At 72.6% G+C, this 16287-nt stretch carries 15 protein-coding genes; all 15 read left to right on the forward strand.

The genetic code is table 11. The annotated features are described in order from the left end of the window. The first annotated feature begins 129 nt into the window (after positions 1-129). Positions 130-792 (forward strand): hydrolase, encoded by a 663-nt coding sequence (locus ACFVQZ_RS27995; protein WP_030496184.1) that lies wholly within the window; start codon positions 130-132, stop codon positions 790-792. Positions 793-797: 5 nt separating this feature from the next. Further along, entirely contained in the window at positions 798-1307 is a 510-nt protein-coding gene (locus ACFVQZ_RS28000) for a DoxX family membrane protein (RefSeq protein WP_030496183.1), read from the forward strand. Positions 1308-1397: 90 nt separating this feature from the next. Continuing rightward, a complete protein-coding gene (locus tag ACFVQZ_RS28005) occupies positions 1398-1976 on the forward strand; it encodes a DNA starvation/stationary phase protection protein (protein WP_030496182.1) in 579 nt (192 codons plus the stop codon). Then, positions 1976-3400 carry a dihydrolipoyl dehydrogenase family protein gene (locus ACFVQZ_RS28010; RefSeq protein WP_383627207.1) on the forward strand — a complete coding sequence of 475 codons (1425 nt, stop codon included), beginning with the start codon at positions 1976-1978 and terminating at the stop codon, positions 3398-3400. Before ACFVQZ_RS28005 ends, ACFVQZ_RS28010 begins: the two co-directional genes overlap by 1 nt. A gap of 190 nt (positions 3401-3590) precedes the next feature. Next, positions 3591-4427, forward strand: a complete 837-nt coding sequence (locus ACFVQZ_RS28015) for an alpha/beta fold hydrolase (RefSeq protein ID WP_383627209.1) — start codon at positions 3591-3593, stop codon at positions 4425-4427. Between the two features lie 44 nt (positions 4428-4471). Next, positions 4472-5425, forward strand: a complete 954-nt coding sequence (locus ACFVQZ_RS28020) for an alpha/beta hydrolase (protein WP_383627212.1) — start codon at positions 4472-4474, stop codon at positions 5423-5425. Continuing rightward, positions 5422-7317, forward strand: a complete 1896-nt coding sequence (locus ACFVQZ_RS28025; protein ID WP_383627215.1) for an amidohydrolase — start codon at positions 5422-5424, stop codon at positions 7315-7317. The genes ACFVQZ_RS28020 and ACFVQZ_RS28025 overlap by 4 nt, the downstream gene beginning before the upstream one ends. Positions 7318-7332: 15 nt before the next feature. After that, entirely contained in the window at positions 7333-8061 is a 729-nt protein-coding gene (locus ACFVQZ_RS28030) for a GPR1/FUN34/YaaH family transporter (RefSeq protein ID WP_030496177.1), read from the forward strand. A gap of 33 nt (positions 8062-8094) precedes the next feature. Further along, positions 8095-8415, forward strand: coding sequence for a GNAT family N-acetyltransferase (locus ACFVQZ_RS28035; RefSeq protein WP_030496176.1), 321 nt, complete (start codon positions 8095-8097; stop codon positions 8413-8415). 48 nt (positions 8416-8463) lie between these two features. After that, the gene (locus tag ACFVQZ_RS28040) at positions 8464-9189 is read left to right on the forward strand and encodes an alpha/beta hydrolase (protein WP_030496175.1); all 726 of its coding nucleotides are present in this window, start codon (positions 8464-8466) and stop codon (positions 9187-9189) included. A 104-nt stretch (positions 9190-9293) separates the two neighbouring features. After that, positions 9294-10625, forward strand: coding sequence for an ABC transporter substrate-binding protein (locus ACFVQZ_RS28045; RefSeq protein WP_383627217.1), 1332 nt, complete (start codon positions 9294-9296; stop codon positions 10623-10625). Next, complete coding sequence (locus ACFVQZ_RS28050) at positions 10625-11590, forward strand: carbohydrate ABC transporter permease (protein WP_383627220.1); 966 nt, start codon at positions 10625-10627, stop codon at positions 11588-11590. Before ACFVQZ_RS28045 ends, ACFVQZ_RS28050 begins: the two co-directional genes overlap by 1 nt. Then, positions 11587-12474 (forward strand): carbohydrate ABC transporter permease, encoded by an 888-nt coding sequence (locus ACFVQZ_RS28055; RefSeq protein WP_030496172.1) that lies wholly within the window; start codon positions 11587-11589, stop codon positions 12472-12474. Before ACFVQZ_RS28050 ends, ACFVQZ_RS28055 begins: the two co-directional genes overlap by 4 nt. Beyond that, positions 12471-15227, forward strand: coding sequence for an AAA family ATPase (locus tag ACFVQZ_RS28060; RefSeq protein WP_383627224.1), 2757 nt, complete (start codon positions 12471-12473; stop codon positions 15225-15227). Before ACFVQZ_RS28055 ends, ACFVQZ_RS28060 begins: the two co-directional genes overlap by 4 nt. 135 nt (positions 15228-15362) lie before the next feature. Further along, a complete protein-coding gene (locus ACFVQZ_RS28065; RefSeq protein ID WP_030496170.1) occupies positions 15363-16199 on the forward strand; it encodes an alpha/beta hydrolase in 837 nt (278 codons plus the stop codon). Positions 16200-16287: the final 88 nt, after the last annotated feature.

Here is a 16287-nt window from a genome sequence, read left to right on the forward strand (position 1 = left end):
GTTGTGCGCTGTCGTGCCAAGCACTGGGCGCAGGAGGTCAACTCGGACCGTCGGGTGGCTCATAGCTTGAGGACGTGCCCCGCCGCGAACGCGGTGGGCGCGCTGCCGACGGTTTCGAAAGGACCCCTCATGCTCGACTTCGACAAGGTGCAGGCCGCTCCGGGCAAGGACCTGCTCACGCCCGACAACTCGGTGATGCTCTTCGTGGACCACCAGCCGCAGATGTTCTTCGGCACCGGCAGCGGCGACCGGGCCGCCATCATCAACAGCACCGTGGGTCTCGCCAAGGCGGCTCGGGCGTTCGACGTCCCGGCCGTCCTGACCACGGTCGCCGCCGAGTCCTTCTCGGGGCCCCTGCTGCCGCAGCTCGCCGAGGTGTTCCCCAAGAACGAGATCATCGACCGCACCACGATGAACGCCTGGGAGGACGAGGCCCTCGTGGCGGCGGTCAAGGCGACCGGGCGCAAGAAGATCATTCTGTCGGGTCTGTGGACCGAGGTCTGCCTCGTCCTGCCCGCGCTCTCCGCGCTCGAGCAGGGCTACGAGGTGTACGTCGTCTCCGACGCGTCCGGCGGCGTCAGCCCGGCCGCCCACGAGCACGCGCTGCAGCGGATGATCGCCGCCGGTGCCGTCCCGGTGACCTGGGTGCAGGTCCTCCTGGAGCTGCAGCGCGACTGGGCGCGCCAGGAGACGTACGGCGCGGTCATGGAGATCGTCAAGGCTCATGCGGGCGCCTACGGCCTGGGCGTCGTGTACGCGCAGAGCGTCATCGGCGCCCACGCGGCCGGCTGACCGCCTTGGACACCGGCATTCTGATCCTGCGTCTGCTGGTGGGACTGCTCGTCGCCGGCCACGGGGTGCAGAAGGTCAGCTCGCACCTCGGCGGCGGCGGACTCGAGGGCGGGGCGGAGGAGTTCCGCGCCGACGGCTTCCGGGGCGGTGCCCTCACCGCCCTGGCGGCGGGCGGCGGCCAGATCGGCTCGGGTCTGCTGCTCGCCGCCGGCCTCCTGACCCCGCTCGCCGCGACGGGCGCCATCGGCGTCATGACCGTCGCCCTCACGGTGAAGTGGCGCCACGGGCTGTGGGTCCAGAACGACGGATACGAGTACCCGCTCGTCCTCATCGGCATCGCCACCGCCCTCGCCGCCACAGGCCCGGGGGCCTGGTCCCTCGACGCGGTTCTCGGGCTCTCGCCCTACCCGTGGTGGTGGGCGGCCCTCGCGCTCGTGGCCGGTCTCGGCAGCGGACTCCTCACCCGTCTGGTCCTGCACCGGTCTCCCGCGGACCCGGCGATCGCCGGGCGCTGAAGGCGCGCATCACCGACCGGGTCCGGCCGGCCGTGCACCCCCGACCGGCGGCCGGACCCCCACCCGTTTCATCCTGCACAGGAGCACTCGATGGACACCCTCACGAACCCGCACGGCGGCGGCCAGCCGCTGCTGCACCAGAAGGGCGCCGAGACCCAGGCGTTCGGCACGCTCAAGCAGCTGCCGATCGGCCTCGGCCACGACACCCGCATGTACGCCTGCCAGCGGCTGAACCGCGTCCTCGCCGACACGCAGATCCTCCACTCCCTCTACAAGAAGCACCACTGGCTCATGCGCGGGGCGACCTTCTACGCGCTCCACCTGATGCTGGACAAGCACGCGGAGGCCCAGCTGGCCCTCGTGGACGCGCTGGCCGAGCGCGTCCAGAGCCTCGGCGGCGTCGCCGTCGGAGACCCGCGCCACGTCGCGGAGCTGACGGCGATCCCCCGGCCGCCGGACGGCGTCGAGCCGGTGCCCGTCATGCTGTCGCGGCTCCTCGACGCGCACGAGCGGATTCTGATCGACGCCCGGGACGCCGCCGCCCGGCTCTCCGGTGAAGGCGACGAGGGCAGCGCCGACCTGCTCGTCTCCGGCGTCATCCGTACCGGCGAGGCCCAGGTGTGGTTCCTGGCCGAGCACCTCGTCGACACCCCCCTGGTGCACGCCTGATGGACACGTACGACGTCGTCGTGGTCGGCGGCGGGCCGGCCGGCGAGGTCGTCGCCGCCCGCGCCGTCGGGGCGGGGCTGACCGCTGTCGTCGTCGAGGCCGAGGCGGTCGGCGGCGAGTGCTCCTACCGTGCCTGCGTACCGAGCAAGGCCCTGCTGCGTCCTGGCGCCGCCCGGGCGGATGCCCGCGCGGTCGACGGGGCGCGGCAGGCCGTCACGGCGGCGCTCGACCCGGCGCACGTACTGGCCCGTCGCGACCGCTTCACCGGGCGTGGTGACGACACCGGGCAGGCCGACTGGCTCGACGGAGCGGGCGTCGCGCTCGTACGCGGGCACGGACGGCTCGCCGGAGAACGCCGGGTGGAGGTGACGGGGGCCGACGGCATGGTCCGTGTCCTGCGGGCCCGGCGCGCGGTCGTGCTCTGCACCCGAACGGAACCCGCGCTTCCGCCGGTCGAGGGGCTCGACCGGATCGGTGTGTGGACCAATCGGCAGGCCACCACGGCCGATGCGGTGCCCGAGCGGCTCGTCGTCATCGGCGGGGGAGTGGTGGCCTGCGAGATGGCCACCGCCTGGCGCTCGCTCGGCTCCTCCGTCACCCTGCTGGTCCGCGATCAGGCCCTGTTGACCGGCTGGGAGCCGTGTGCCGCCGAAGAGGTCACCCGGGGGCTGAGCGATCTGGGCGTCACCCTCCGCTTCGGGGCGTCGGCCGTCCGGGTCGCCCGTGACGACGACACCCGCATGGTGACCGTGGAGACCGACGACCGCACGACCCTCGTCTGCGACGAGGTCCTCGCCGCTGTCGGCAGGCGCCCGCGCACCGCGGACCTCGGCCTCGACTCCGTCGGACTGCCGGCGGGCGACTGGCTTCCGGTCGACGACACCTGTCGCGTCGCCGCGGTCGAGGGCGACTGGCTCTACGCCGTGGGCGACGTGAACCACCGCGCGCCACTGACCCACATGGCCAAGTACCAGGCCCGTGCCTGCGCGGCGGCGATCGCCGAGCGGGCCGCCGGGCGCCCGGCCGACACCGGCGGCCGGCAGCCGTGGAGCGCGGCAGCAGACCGCTTCGCCGTCCCGCAGGCCGTCTTCACCCGTCCCGAGGTCGCGAGCGTCGGGCTCACGGAACGCGCGGCACGCGAAGCGGGCCTCGCGGTACGCACGGTGGAGTACCGCATCGATGACGTCGCCGGCGCCGCGCTCCACGCGGACGACTACCGCGGCTTCGCCAAGCTCGTCGTCGACGAGAGCCGAGGGGTCGTCGTCGGCTGCACACTCACCGGCCCGATGGCGACCGAGCTCATCCACACCGCCACCGTGGCCGTCGTGGGCGAGGTCCCCCTGGAGCGCCTCTGGCACGCCGTGCCCGCCTTCCCGACGGTGAGCGAGGTCTGGCTCCGGCTCCTGGAGGCGTACGGCCTCTGAGGCGAGACCCCGCGGACGCCCGCCCCCGCCCGGCCGATCGCCGCCCGCTGCCGTATCCGATCGGCGCCCCCGCTTTCCCGCCGTACCCGATCGTCGCCCCCCCCCGCACGATCCTGCCGCACCCGCTCGGCGCACCCTCCCGCCCGGCCGAGCGCACCCGAACGTCTCACCTGCCGAAAAGGAAATCCCCATGCATCCCACGAGGCGCTCCCTCGCCCTCGGCCTCGCCCTGCCCGCGACGCTGGCCGCCCTGGTGGGCGCCGGACCCGCCGCACCCGCGAGCCGCCCGGCCGTCGCCGACACCGACCGGCACGCCCCCAAGCCCACGATCGTCCTGGTCCACGGAGCGTTCGCGGACGCCTCCAGCTGGAGCGGCACGATCCGGCGGCTGCAGCACGCCGGTTACCCCGTCCTGGCCCCCGCCAACCCGCTGCGCGGCCTCGCCGAGGACACCGCCTACCTGCGCAGCGTGCTGGCCGCCGTCGAAGGACCCGTCGTCCTGGTCGGCCACTCCTACGGCGGCGCCGTCATCAGCGGCGCCGCGGTGGGCGACAGCCGGGTGAAGGCCCTCGTCTACGTCGCCGCGTTCACCCCGGACAAGGGCGAGAGCGCGGCCGAGCTCGCCGCCAAGTTCCCCGGATCCACCCTCGGCGACACCGTGAACCCGCGGTCGTACCCGCTGCCCGGCGGCGGCACCGGCACCGAACTCGTCATCGAACGGGCCAGATTCCACCGGCAGTTCGCCGCCGATGTCCCCACCGCCGACGCGGCGGTCATGGCCGTGAGCCAGCGACCGGTGGCCACCACCGCCCTGGAGGAGAAGGCCGGCCGGGCTGCCTGGAGGACGATCCCGTCCTGGGCGCTGATCGCCACCTCCGACAAGAACATCCCTCCGGCCGCCCAGCGGTGGATGGCCCAGCGCGCCGGCTCGCACGTCACCGAAGTGGACGCGTCGCACGCCGTGGCCGTCTCCCGCCCGGTCGTGGTCACCCACGTGATCCTCGCCGCCGCGCGGGCGACCCGCTGAGCCCCCGACCCGACCCTCCCGTACATCCCGAAGGAGAACCCCTCATGAACAACCGTCCGGTCCTCGAACCCGCCGCCCAGGCGTTCGCCGACGCGACCGCCCAGCCGCCGTTCCTCTACGAGATCCCCGTCGCGGACGGCCGCAAGGCCGTGGACGGCGTCCAGAGCGGCGAGGGTGTTCCCCTGCCCGAGGTCGACGAGGAATGGGTCACCGTCCACGGCGGCCCGACCGGCGACGTCCGGGCCCGGATCCTCCGCCCGCGCGGCGTGACCGGCCCGCTCCCCGTCGTCCTCTACCTCCACGGCGCCGGCTGGGTCTTCGGCAACGCCCACACCCACGACCGGCTCGTCCGCGAACTCGCCGTCGGCACCGGCGCGGCCGTGGTCTTCCCCGAGTACGACCTCTCGCCCGAGGCCCGCTACCCCGTCGCCATCGAGCAGAACTACAGCGTCGCCCAGTGGGTCGCCCGCGAGGGCCACCACAAGGACCTCGACGGCACACGGATCGCCGTCGCGGGCGACTCGGTCGGCGGCAATATGACCGCCGCCCTCACCCTCATGGCCAAGCAGCGCGGCGACGTCACGCTCCTCCAGCAGGTCCTCTTCTACCCGGTCACGGACGCGAGCTTCGACACCGACTCGTACCACGCCTTCGCCGAGGGCTACTTCCTGCGCCGCGACGCGATGAAGTGGTTCTGGGACCAGTACACGACCGAAGAGGCCGAGCGCGCCCAGATCACCGCCTCGCCGCTGCGCGCCTCCACCGAGCAGCTCACCGGTCTGCCGCCGGCCCTGGTCATCACCGCCGAGGCCGACGTCCTGCGCGACGAGGGCGAGGCGTACGCGGCGAAGCTCCGTGCCGCCGGCGTCCCCGTCACCGCCCTGCGCGTCCAGGGCACCATCCACGACTTCGTGATGCTGAACGCGCTGCGCGACACGTGGGCCGCGGACCTCGCCATCGGTCTCGCGGTCGACACCCTCCGCAAGGCCCTCGCATGACCGGGCCGTCGACCAGCATGCCGGTGGCGGGCCTCGTGCCCGCCCCGCGGCGGGAACTCGAGCACGCCGATCTCCTCGTCCGCAACGCCAAGGTGTTCACGGGTGATCCCGACCGCCCCGGGGCCCGCGCCGTCGCGATCCGCGACGGCCGGGTCGTGGCCCTCGGCGACGACCACGACCTCGCCGCCCTCGTCGGGCCGGGCACGAAGGTCGTCGACGCGCTGGGCCGCCGGGTGATCCCCGGACTCAACGACTCGCACCTGCACGTCATCCGGGGCGGCCTGAACTACGTCCTGGAGCTGCGCTGGGACGGCGTGCGCAGCCTCCGCCAGGCCCTGGCGATGCTGCGCGAGCAGGCCGGCCGCACGCCCAAGGGGCAGTGGATCCGGGTCGTCGGCGGCTGGACCGCGGAACAGTTCGCCGAACGCAGGATGCCGACCGTCGCCGAGCTGAACGCCGCCGCCCCCGACACCCCGGTGTTCGTCCTTCACCTGTACCAGTCTGCGTTGATGAACCGGGCCGCGGTGAAGGCCGCCGGATTCACCCGCGACACCCCCGATCCCCGCGGCGGGCAGATCGTCCGGGGCCGGGACGGCGAACCGAACGGCGTGCTCCTCGCCGCGCCGAGCGCGCTCATCCTCTACTCCACCCTGGCGAAGGCGCCGGCCCTCGACGAGGCCGACAAGCGGACGTCGACGCGCCACTTCCTGCGCGAGTTGAACCGCTTCGGTCTGACGTCCGCGGTCGACGCCGCCGGCGGGTTCCAGAACTTCCCCGACAACTACGCCACGGTGGTCGACCTCGCCAGGTCGGGGGAGCTGACCCTCCGAATCGCCTACCACCTGTTCCCGCAGACGGCCGGGCAGGAGCTCGCCGACCTCGAGCGCTGGACCCGGACGGTCAAGCCCGGGGACGGGGACGAGTGGCTCCGGCTGAACGGCGCGGGCGAGAACCTGACCTGGGCGGCGGCCGACTTCGAGAACTTCTCCGAGCCCCGGCCCGAGCTCGCCGCAGGCTACGAGACCGAGTTCGAGAACGCCGTACGGCTCCTGCTCGAGAACGGCTGGGCATTCAGGCTCCACGCGACCTACGACGAGACGATCCGCCGCGACCTGGCCGTCTTCGAGAAGCTCGCCGCGGAGGGGCTCTTCCCCGGCGGCAACCGCTGGCTCTTCGACCACGCGGAGACGGTCTCGGCCGGCAGCCTCGACCGGATCGCCGCCCTCGGCGGAGCCGTCTCGGTCCAGAACCGGATGTCCTTCCAGGGCGCCGCGTTCCTCGACCGCTACGGCGCCGAGGCCGCCGCCCACGCCCCGCCGGTCCGCGCCATGCTCGACCGCGGCCTGACCGTCGCGGCCGGTACGGACGCGACCCGCGTCTCCTCGTACAACCCGTGGGTCGCGCTCCACTGGCTGGTGACCGGCAGGACCGTCGGCGGTACCGCGCTCTACCCGCCCGCGAACCTGATCGACCGGGAGACCGCCCTCGACCTCTACACCCGCGGGGGAGCCCGGCTCACCGGCGAGCAGGACGTCAAGGGAACCCTGCGCGAGGGCTGTTACGGCGACCTCGCGATCCTGTCCGACGACTTCCTCACCGTGCCCGAGGACGTCATCCCGGACATCGAGTCCCTGCTCACCGTCGTCGGCGGCCGGATCGTCTACGCGACCGCGGAGTACGAGGGCCTCGACGAGGCCGTCCCGCCGGTGAGCCCCGCATGGAGCCCGGTGGCCCGCTTCGGCGGCTACCAGTCGGGTCAGGGGGGCGCCCACCAGGCATCACTGGTGGCCGAGGCCGTCGCCGAGTCCGAGCAGCACCGTCGGTGGCGCGTCGCGCGCGGCTCCGTCCCCGAGACGACGCCGTCCTTCGTCGACCCCTGCTTCGATCACTGAAAGAGAGACCCCCCGATGACTGCCGCCTCCCCGGCCGCCGACGGCGACGAACAGAACCCGGCCGCGCCCCCGGGACGCCGCTTCGAACCGGACCTCCGGTCGATGACCCGGATCACTCTGCGCCCCATCGCCTCCCCCATGCCGCTCGGCTTCTTCACCATCGCCATCGCGTCCGTCATGACGGGATGCCTTCAGCTCGGGATCCTCGGGGAGGAGGCCCGCACCGCCGTCGCCTTCACGGTGCTGCCCGCGTTCGTTCTCCAACTCCTGGTGAGCTTCCTGGCCTTCGGTGCCCGTGACGTGATCGCGGCCACCCTGATGGCGGTGTTCGCGGGCAGCTGGCTGCCGTATTCGCTCATCATGCTCAGTGGCGCGGCCGACGGCCCGAAGGTCCTCGGCGTCTTCAACCTGGCACTCCTCTGCTTCGGCGCGCTGATGACCGCCGTGACCGGACCCAAGCGGGCGCTGTGGCTCGTCCTCGCGGTCTCCCTGCCCCGCTGGGCGGCCACCGGTCTCGCGGGCGTCACCGGAGCCGAGTGGCTGACCCGCACGTCCGGGGCGCTCGGCCTCATGGTGGCGCTCGTCGCGATGTACACGGCGTTCGCCCTGATGCTCGAGGACATGCGCGGCGAGCAGGTCCTGCCCCTGGGCCGCAGCGGCCCCGCCCACCTCGCCGTGGAGGGCGACCTCGCCGTCCAGCTCCGCAACCTGGAACGCCAGGCGGGCGTGCGCCGCACCCTCTGACCGCAGACACCTCCCGACCCCACAGGAGCATCCATGGACCCCCGCGTGATCGACCGGCCCGAGAAGTCCCGGTACGAGATCGTCGTCACTGACGACGGCAAGGGCACCGAGACAGCCGGCTTCGCCGAGTACCACCTCTCGGAAGGCGAGATCGCCTTCATCCACACCGAGATCGATCCCCGTTTCGGCGGCCAGGGCCTGGGCGGGCTGCTCGCCCGCGGCGCCCTGGACGACGCCCGGGACCGCGGCCTGCGCGTTCTGCCCTACTGCCCCTTCATCCGCGGCTGGATCGGCCAGCACCCCGACTACGTCGACCTGGTGCCCGAGGGGCGCCGCGCCCGCTTCGGCCTGTGAACCGACCCACCACCGCCTTCCCCCCGCCACTCACCGAGGAGTTCACCCATGCCCCGACACGCCCGCCCCACCGTCGTCCTGGTCCACGGCGCCTTCGCCGATGCCTCCAGCTTCGCTCGGGTCATCCCCGAACTGACCGCCGCCGGCATGGAGGTGATCGCCCCGGCGGTGCCCAACCGCAGCCTCGTCGACGACGCCGCGTACATCGCCTCGGTGGTCCGTGCCGTCGAAGGGCCCGTGATCCTGGTGGGGCACTCCTACGGCGGCGCCGTCATCACCCTCGCGGGTGCGGAGGACAACGTCCGCGCCCTGGTGTACCTCGCGGGATACGCGCTGGAGGAGGGCGAGAGCCTGGGCGAGCTGCAGGGCCGCTTCCCCGACTCCGGCCTCGCCGACGCGCTCGTCTACACCCCGTTCCCGGAGCCCGGCTCCACCGACACCGGTACCGACGTCTCGGTGGCGGTCGACCGGTTCCCCGCTCTGTTCGCGGCGGACGTCGCCCCCGACCTCGCCGCGGTGCTCGCCGTCTCCCAGCGGCCCCTGGCCGCGCGGGCGTTCTCGGAGGCGGCCCCGGTCGCCGCGTGGAGGACCAAGCCCTCGTGGGGCTTGGTCGCCTCCTCCGACCGCACGATCAACCCCGATGTGGAGCGGTACGGGTACGAGCGCGCCGGCATGACCACCGTCGAGGTCGATTCCTCGCACCTGGTCATGCTTTCCCAGCCCAAGGCCGTGGCGGAGCTGATCATCGACGCGGCCCGGTCCACGGGGCACTGATCCGACGCTTGAACATCGAACGATTGGTCTCTGTCGTTCGAACGCGGTAGCTTTCCGACACGCCCGCCGAGAACACGCGGCGGGCGATCGGAGGAAGCACACCCATGAGGTTCGGCGCGAGGCTCGCGCTCGCCGTCATCACCCTCGCCGTCACGACCACGGCCTGCGGCACCCCGCAGGACGGCGGTCCGCGGTCGCACACCACCGCGGACTGCGCACCGTACGCCCGGTACGGCGAGCACCCCGGAACCGAGGTCACCGTGTACGCGGAGAACCGGGACCGGGAGGCCGACCTGTTCGAGGAGACGTGGGCGGACTTCGCCGATTGCACGGGAATCGACGTCCAGTACGAGGGGGACGGGGAGTTCGAGGCCCAGATCCAGGTCCGCGTCGACGGCGGGAGCGCCCCTGACGTGGCGTTCTTCCCTCAGCCAGGGCTCCTGGAACGCTTCGCGCGGGCGGGGAAGCTCAAGCCCGCGAGCGCCGGGGTCGTGAGCCTGGCGAAGGAAGGCTGGTCGGCGGACTGGAACAGTTACGCGACCGTGGACGGCACCCTCTACGGCACGCCGCTGGTCGCGAACGTGAAGTCGTTCGTCTGGTACTCCCCGACGTTCTTCCGTGACAACGGACTGAGCGTTCCCCGGACGTGGTCCGAGTTGATGGCCGTGACCGAGAAGATCGCGGCGTCGGGAGTCACACCCTGGTGTGCGGGCATCGAGTCCGCCGAGGCGACCGGCTGGCCCGTGACGGACTGGATCGAGGACGTCCTGCTGCGCCAGCAGGGCACGGACGTCTACGACCGGTGGGTCGCCCACGAGATCCCGTTCAATGACCCCCGTGTCATCCGGGCCATGAACACCGTGGGGTCCATCCTCAAGAACGACCGGTACGCCAACGGCGGTTTCGGCCCGGCCCGGTCGATGGCGTCGATCTCCTTCCAGGAGGCCGGCACACCGGTTCTCTCCGGTGACTGCGCGATGCACCGCCAGGCCTCGTTCTATGCCGACATGTGGCCGCAGGGCACCGAGATCGGACCTGACAAGGACGTCTACGCCTTCCTGCTGCCCGGTGCCCACTCGACGAACCGCCCCGTACTGGGCGGCGGGGTGTTCACCGCGGCGTTCGCCGACCGTCCCGAAGTACGAGCGTTCCAGGAATATCTGGCCACCGCGGACTTCGCGAACGCGCGGATGAAGAAGGGCCCGTTCGTCTCGGCGAACATGAACGTGGATCCGGCGAACGCCGCGACCCCCGTCGACAGGCTCTCGATCCAGCTGCTCCAGGACCCCAGGACACAGTTCAGGTTCGACGGTTCGGATCTGATGCCCGCGTCGGTCGGCGCCGGGACGTTCTGGAAGGGAGCCGTCGACTGGATCGGCGGCGCGAGCACCCGGCAGGTCGCCGACACCATCGAACGGTCCTGGCCGAAGAAGTGATGTCGTTCGACGTCGCCGCCCAGCAGCCCAAGCTGCTGTACCTGGTCCAGGGCATCGCGGCCTTCGCGGCGGTCGTCTCCCTCATCCTCCTCGCACTGCACCGGGGGCCGGTACGGAGGAGGGCCGCGGCCCTGATCCTGCTGGCCCCCGCGCTGGTGCTGCTCACGATCGGTCTGCTCCTGCCCGGTCTGCGCACGCTGGCGCTGTCGTTCACCAACGGCGGGGGAGACGAGTGGGCCGGGCTCGACAACTACGTGTGGATGTTCACCGACCACCGGGCGCGGGTGGCGCTGCGCAACACCCTGGCGTGGGTGGTCCTCGTGCCGCCGGCGTCCACCGCCGTCGGTCTGCTCTACGCGGCGGCCGTCGCACGGTCGCGGTTCAGAACGCTCGCACTGTCGCTGATCCTGATGCCGATGGCGATCTCCTTCGTCGGCGCGGGTGTCGTCTGGAAGTTCGTCTACGCCTACCGGCCCGCGGAAGCCGGGCAGATCGGGCTGCTGAACCAGCTCGTCGTCGTGTTCGGCGGCGAACCGAGGCAGTGGCTCGTGGACTCTCCCTGGAACGTCCTGTTCCTCATCGTGGCGATGGTGTGGACACAGGCGGGCTTCGCGGCCGTCCTGCTGACCGGCGCGATCAGAGCCGTACCCGCGGAGCTGACCGAGGCCGCCCGGCTCGACGGCGCGTCGCCCGGGCAGATCTTCCGGCGGATCACCGTACCGTCGATCCGGCCCACGCTCCTCGTCGTGCTCCTCGCCCAGGCGATCGGCACCTTCAAGGCCTTCGACATCGTCAAGACCATGACCGGCGGACAGCTCGACACGGGCGTCATCGCCCACGAGATGTACGACCAGGCCTTCCGCTACGGCGAGACGGGCCGCGGCGCGGCACTCGCCGTGCTCCTCTTCCTCCTCGTCACTCCCTTCGTCGCCCACCAGGTCCGGGCGCGGCGGAGGACGGGGTGAACGGCGTCCGGGAGCGACTGACCTCCCGTACCGTCACGTCGATCGCCGTGGTGATCGCGGTCCTCTGGACGACACCGACCCTCGGCCTTCTGCTCTCCTCCTTCCGTCCCGAGGAGGAGATCAAGAGGACGGGCTGGTGGACCGTCTTCGGTACACCGAACCTCACGCTCGACAACTACGGCGAGGTGCTCTCCGGCGGCGGGAACGGGGCGGGGCGACTCGCGGAGCACTTCGTCAACTCCGTCGTCATCACCGTTCCCTCGGTGCTGTTCCCCCTCGTCCTGGCCTTCTTCGCGGCCTACGCCCTGGCCTGGATCGACTTCAAGGGGCGCGACGCGCTCGTCGTGGGCATCTTCGCGCTCCAGGTCGTGCCGCTGCAGATGGCGCTCGTCCCGCTCCTGAAGCTCTTCTCCCAAGGCTGGCTGTTCCTGCCCGCGTGGCACCTCACCGGTCCCGCGCGGTTCGGCCAGGTCTGGTTCGCCCACACGGTCTTCGCGCTGCCGTTCGCGGTGTTCCTCCTGCACAACTTCCTGGCCGGGCTCCCCCGGGACATGATCGAGGCCGCCCGCGTCGACGGAGCGTCGCACGGGACTCTGCTGCTCCGGATCGTGCTGCCGCCGGCCCGCCCGGCCCTGGTCGGCTTCGCCGTCATCCAGTTCGTCTGGGTGTGGAACGACCTCCTCGTGGCCCTGACGCTGTCGGGCGGCACGGCCGAGACCGCGCCTATGACGGTCAGGCTGGCGAGCCTGGCCGGGACCTACGGCAACGACTGGCAGCGGCTCACCGCGGGAGCCTTCGTGGCCGCGCTCGTGCCGCTGCTCGTCTTCTTCTCCCTCCGGCGGCACTTCGCGGCGGGCCTGCTCGCCGGATCGGTCAAGGGATGAGCCCCGACGGGTCCGACGGGCAGGGCACGGCGACAGGGCTGAGCCGGCCCGGGCTGCGGGGCCGCGAAGCCGAGCTGGAGCAGCTGCGCGCCCTGGTCGAAGCGGTGCGGGACGGCGAGGGAGGCGCGGTCGCGCTGCTTCTCGGCGAGCCCGGGATCGGCAAGACCGCGCTGCTGCGGGAGACCGTACCGCTCGCACGGGCCCGGGGATTCCTCGTCAGCCAGGGACGCGCCGAGGAACTGCACGAACTGGCACCGCTCGCCTCCCTGGCCTCGGGCCTCCTGCACGGTGACCCGCCGCTGCTCTCCGGCACGGACCTCGCGGACCTCGCCGGCCACCACGACCAGCGCATCTGGCTCGTCGAACGGCTCGCCCAGCTGATCGAGGAACGCTCGGCGGGCAGGCCGGTGCTGATCGCGGTCGACGACGTGCAATGGGCCGACCCGCTGAGCCGTTTCGCCCTGAGCGTCCTGCCGGCACGGCTGCTCAGTTCCCCGGTGCTGTGGCTGCTCACCAGCAGGGAGGACCCGGAGCTGTACGGGCAGGGGCCACTGAAGACGACCCTCCCCCTGCGGCCGCTGTCCGACACTGCCCTGGCCGAGGTGGCTCGGGACGTCCTCGGCGGGGACGTGCCGGCCCGCGTGAGGGAGCTCCTCGACGGGGCGGGCGGCAACCCCTTCCTCGCGGGCGAGATGCTCGCCGGCATCGCGGCGACGGGCGCGGGCGGGCCGGAGCCGCCCGAGCGGCTGGTCCTCGGCGTACGCGGCCGCCTGGCCGGCCTCCGGCCGGACACCCTGCACTTCCTGCGCGTCGGCTCGGTCCTCGGCCGCGCGTTCTCGCTCACCGACGCCGCGGCCCTGTGCGGCCGGCCCGCCTCCGGACTCAGCGCCGAAGTGGACGAGGCGATCGCGGCCGCCCTCCTGCACGACGACGGCGAACGCCTCCTGTTCCGCCACGACCTGCTCCGCCAAGCGGTGTACGCCGACCTCGCGCCCTCCGTACGCCGGGCACTGCACCGGGAGGCCGCGAGCCTGCTCGTCGCGGCGGGCCGGAGCTCCGGCGACGCGGTCCCGCACCTGCTGAAGAGCGCCGAACCCGGCGACATGGAGGCGATCGGACTCCTCGGCACGGCCGCCGAGGACGTGATCGCCGTGATGCCCGACCTCGCCGCCGACCTGGCCGTGCGTGCCCTGGAACTCGTACCGGCCCGTGCGCCCGTGGCGTACGACGTCGGGGAGCGAGCCATCGTCGCGCTGACCCGCGCGGGCCGCTACACGCAGGCACGGGAAACAGGGGACCTGCTGCTCGCCCGGCAGCCGCCCCTGGACGTTTTCGCCCGTCTGCAGTCGGTCCTCGGCGACACGCTCTGGCACCTCGACGACGTCCACGAGCTGAGCCGCCGCACGACGACGGCGCTGGCAGCCGTCACCGACCCCGCGGTCCGTGCCCGGCTGATCGCCCGGCAGGCCCTCGCCCGGTCCCGCGGGAGCGACCTCGCGGCCGCCCGGGAAACCGGCGAACGGGCACTCGCCGAGGCGGAGCGGGCAGGCGACCGGGAGGCTCGCGTCCTCGCGTTGTGGGGCCTCGGCGAGATCGCCCTCAACGCGGGCGACTGCGCCGCGGCCGTCGAACACCACACCGCTCTGAGCGTGTTCGACACGGCCTTCCTGCCCGAGGAGGCCGTCGCCCTGATCCACATGGACGACTTCGACGCCGTACGGCGACTGCTCAGGCGGGCGGGCGACCATCCCCTGCGCCCCGCCATGCTCCTGTGGGCCCAGGGAACCCTGAACATGGGGCTCGGACGGCTCGACGACGCGGACGCCGACTTCGTCACCGCCGAACGTCTCGAAGCGGACCTCCATGTGCCCGGCAACCTGGTCAACATCCGCGTCAACCGCGGCCTCCTCGCGATGCTGCGCGGCGACCGCGAGGCCGCGCGGGAACACCTCGACGTCGTGCGGGCGGCCGTGGCCGACCGGCCGAACACGGGGAACCACGCCGCGCACCGGTACTTCGAGGCCGTCGTCGCCGACGCCGACGGCGACCACGCGGCAGCGGCCGAACTCGTCCGGTCGGTGCAGCGGGACCACCCCTTCCTCCGGTGGCGGCTCCTGCGCCCTCACGTCGTCCAGGCCGTGCGGATCGCCCTGCGCGGCGGGGACCGGCAGCTCGCCGCCGATCTCGCGGCACAGGCCGCCGCACACGCCGCCCGCAACCCCGCCGTGCCGACCGCCCAGGGGACGGCCGCCCACGCGTCCGCCCTGGTGAACGCCGACCACGGCCTCCTGGAGCGGGCGGTGGACACCCTCCTGCAAGGCCCCCGGCCACTGCACCTGGCAGCCGCGTCCGCCGACCTGGGGCGCGCGCTTCTGGCCTCGGGCGATCCCGCCGCGACACCCGCCCTGACCAGGGCGCACGACCTCTACGCCCAGGCGGGGGCCGACGCCGAGGCCGACCGGGTCCGGGCCGAACCGGAACGGACCGCACGCCGCCCCGGCCGGCGCACCGGACGCCTCAGACCGCGCACCGACCAGGGCTGGGACGCGCTCACGACCTCGGAACGCAAGGTGGCCCGGCTGATCGCCGCGGGGCACACCAACCGGTCGGCCGCGGAGGCCCTGGTCGTGTCCCCGCACACGGTCAACACCCATCTGGCGTCGATCTTCCGGAAGCTGTCGGTGCGCTCCAGGGTCCACCTGGCCAGGATCGTGCTCGCGGAGGACGACGCCGGATCGGCCGGCGACGACTGAGCACGAGTTCTGCGCCCCCGTGCAAGGTGTGGTGCGCGGTACGGCAACAGGAGGCGCGGGGCCGGTCCTAGCGTGACGGGCACACCGCGCCGATCCCGCGCGCGGACCCGCCGACCCGAACGAGGAGACATCCCCATGCCGTACATCACCGTGGGCCAGGAGAACACCAACCCCATCGAGCTGTACTACGAGGACCAGGGAGCCGGGCAGCCCGTCGTCCTCATCCACGGCTTCCCGCTCGACGGCCACTCCTGGGAGCGCCAGAGCGCCGCCCTGCTCGACGCCGGCTACCGGGTGATCACGTACGACCGCCGCGGCTTCGGACAGTCGTCCCAGCCGACCACCGGCTACGACTACGACACCTTCGCCGCCGACCTGAACACCGTGATGGAGACGCTCGACCTGAAGGACGCCGTCCTCGTCGGCTTCTCCATGGGCACCGGCGAGGTCGCCCGCTACGTCTCCGCGTACGGCTCCGGCCGCGTCGCCAAGGTCGCCTTCCTGGCCTCCCTGGAGCCCTGCCTGCTCAAGAGCGACGACAACCCGGACGGCGTCGCCCCGAAGGAGTTCTTCGACGGCGTCGTGGCCGCCGTGAAGGCCGACCGGTACGCCTACTACACGGCCTTCTTCAACGACTTCTACAACCTCGACGAGAACCTGGGCAGCCGCATCAGCGAGGAGGCCGTCCGCAACAGCTGGAACACCGCGGCCCGCGGCGGCTCCTTCGCCGCCTCCGCCGCGCCCGCCACCTGGTACACGGACTTCCGCGCCGACATCCCCGCCGTCGACGTGCCGGCACTGATCCTGCACGGCACCGCCGACCGCATCCTGCCGGCCGAGGGCACCGCGCGCCCCTTCCACAAGGCGCTGCCGTCCGCCGACTACGTCGAGATCGAAGGCGCCCCGCACGGCCTGCTGTGGACCCACGCCGAGGAGGTCAACACCGCCCTCCTCGCCTTCCTGGCGAAGTGACACCGCGCCGCTGACCGCCCCGCGGTGACGCCGCCCCGGCGGGGCCCCGGGCCGGGCGCCGCCGGGGCGGGGCACGTGGTTCATACTG

This window comes from Streptomyces sp. NPDC057854 (genome assembly GCF_042797055.1).
GTDB lineage: Bacteria > Actinomycetota > Actinomycetes > Streptomycetales > Streptomycetaceae > Streptomyces.

Bases quoted from the DNA above. Each gene is read 5' to 3' on its own strand.
- ACFVQZ_RS28010 (WP_383627207.1), top strand. From the start codon at position 1,976: ATGGACACGTACGACGTCGTCGTGGTCGGCGGCGGGCCGGCCGGCGAG.
- ACFVQZ_RS28030 (WP_030496177.1), top strand. From the start codon at position 7,333: ATGACTGCCGCCTCCCCGGCCGCCGACGGCGACGAACAGAACCCGGCC.
- ACFVQZ_RS28020 (WP_383627212.1), top strand. From the start codon at position 4,472: ATGAACAACCGTCCGGTCCTCGAACCCGCCGCCCAGGCGTTCGCCGAC.
- ACFVQZ_RS28065 (WP_030496170.1), top strand. From the start codon at position 15,363: ATGCCGTACATCACCGTGGGCCAGGAGAACACCAACCCCATCGAGCTG.
- ACFVQZ_RS28025 (WP_383627215.1), top strand. From the start codon at position 5,422: ATGACCGGGCCGTCGACCAGCATGCCGGTGGCGGGCCTCGTGCCCGCC.
- ACFVQZ_RS28045 (WP_383627217.1), top strand. From the start codon at position 9,294: ATGAGGTTCGGCGCGAGGCTCGCGCTCGCCGTCATCACCCTCGCCGTC.
- ACFVQZ_RS28035 (WP_030496176.1), top strand. From the start codon at position 8,095: ATGGACCCCCGCGTGATCGACCGGCCCGAGAAGTCCCGGTACGAGATC.
- ACFVQZ_RS27995 (WP_030496184.1), top strand. From the start codon at position 130: ATGCTCGACTTCGACAAGGTGCAGGCCGCTCCGGGCAAGGACCTGCTC.
- ACFVQZ_RS28005 (WP_030496182.1), top strand. From the start codon at position 1,398: ATGGACACCCTCACGAACCCGCACGGCGGCGGCCAGCCGCTGCTGCAC.
- ACFVQZ_RS28060 (WP_383627224.1), top strand. From the start codon at position 12,471: ATGAGCCCCGACGGGTCCGACGGGCAGGGCACGGCGACAGGGCTGAGC.
- ACFVQZ_RS28015 (WP_383627209.1), top strand. From the start codon at position 3,591: ATGCATCCCACGAGGCGCTCCCTCGCCCTCGGCCTCGCCCTGCCCGCG.
- ACFVQZ_RS28050 (WP_383627220.1), top strand. From the start codon at position 10,625: ATGTCGTTCGACGTCGCCGCCCAGCAGCCCAAGCTGCTGTACCTGGTC.
- ACFVQZ_RS28040 (WP_030496175.1), top strand. From the start codon at position 8,464: ATGCCCCGACACGCCCGCCCCACCGTCGTCCTGGTCCACGGCGCCTTC.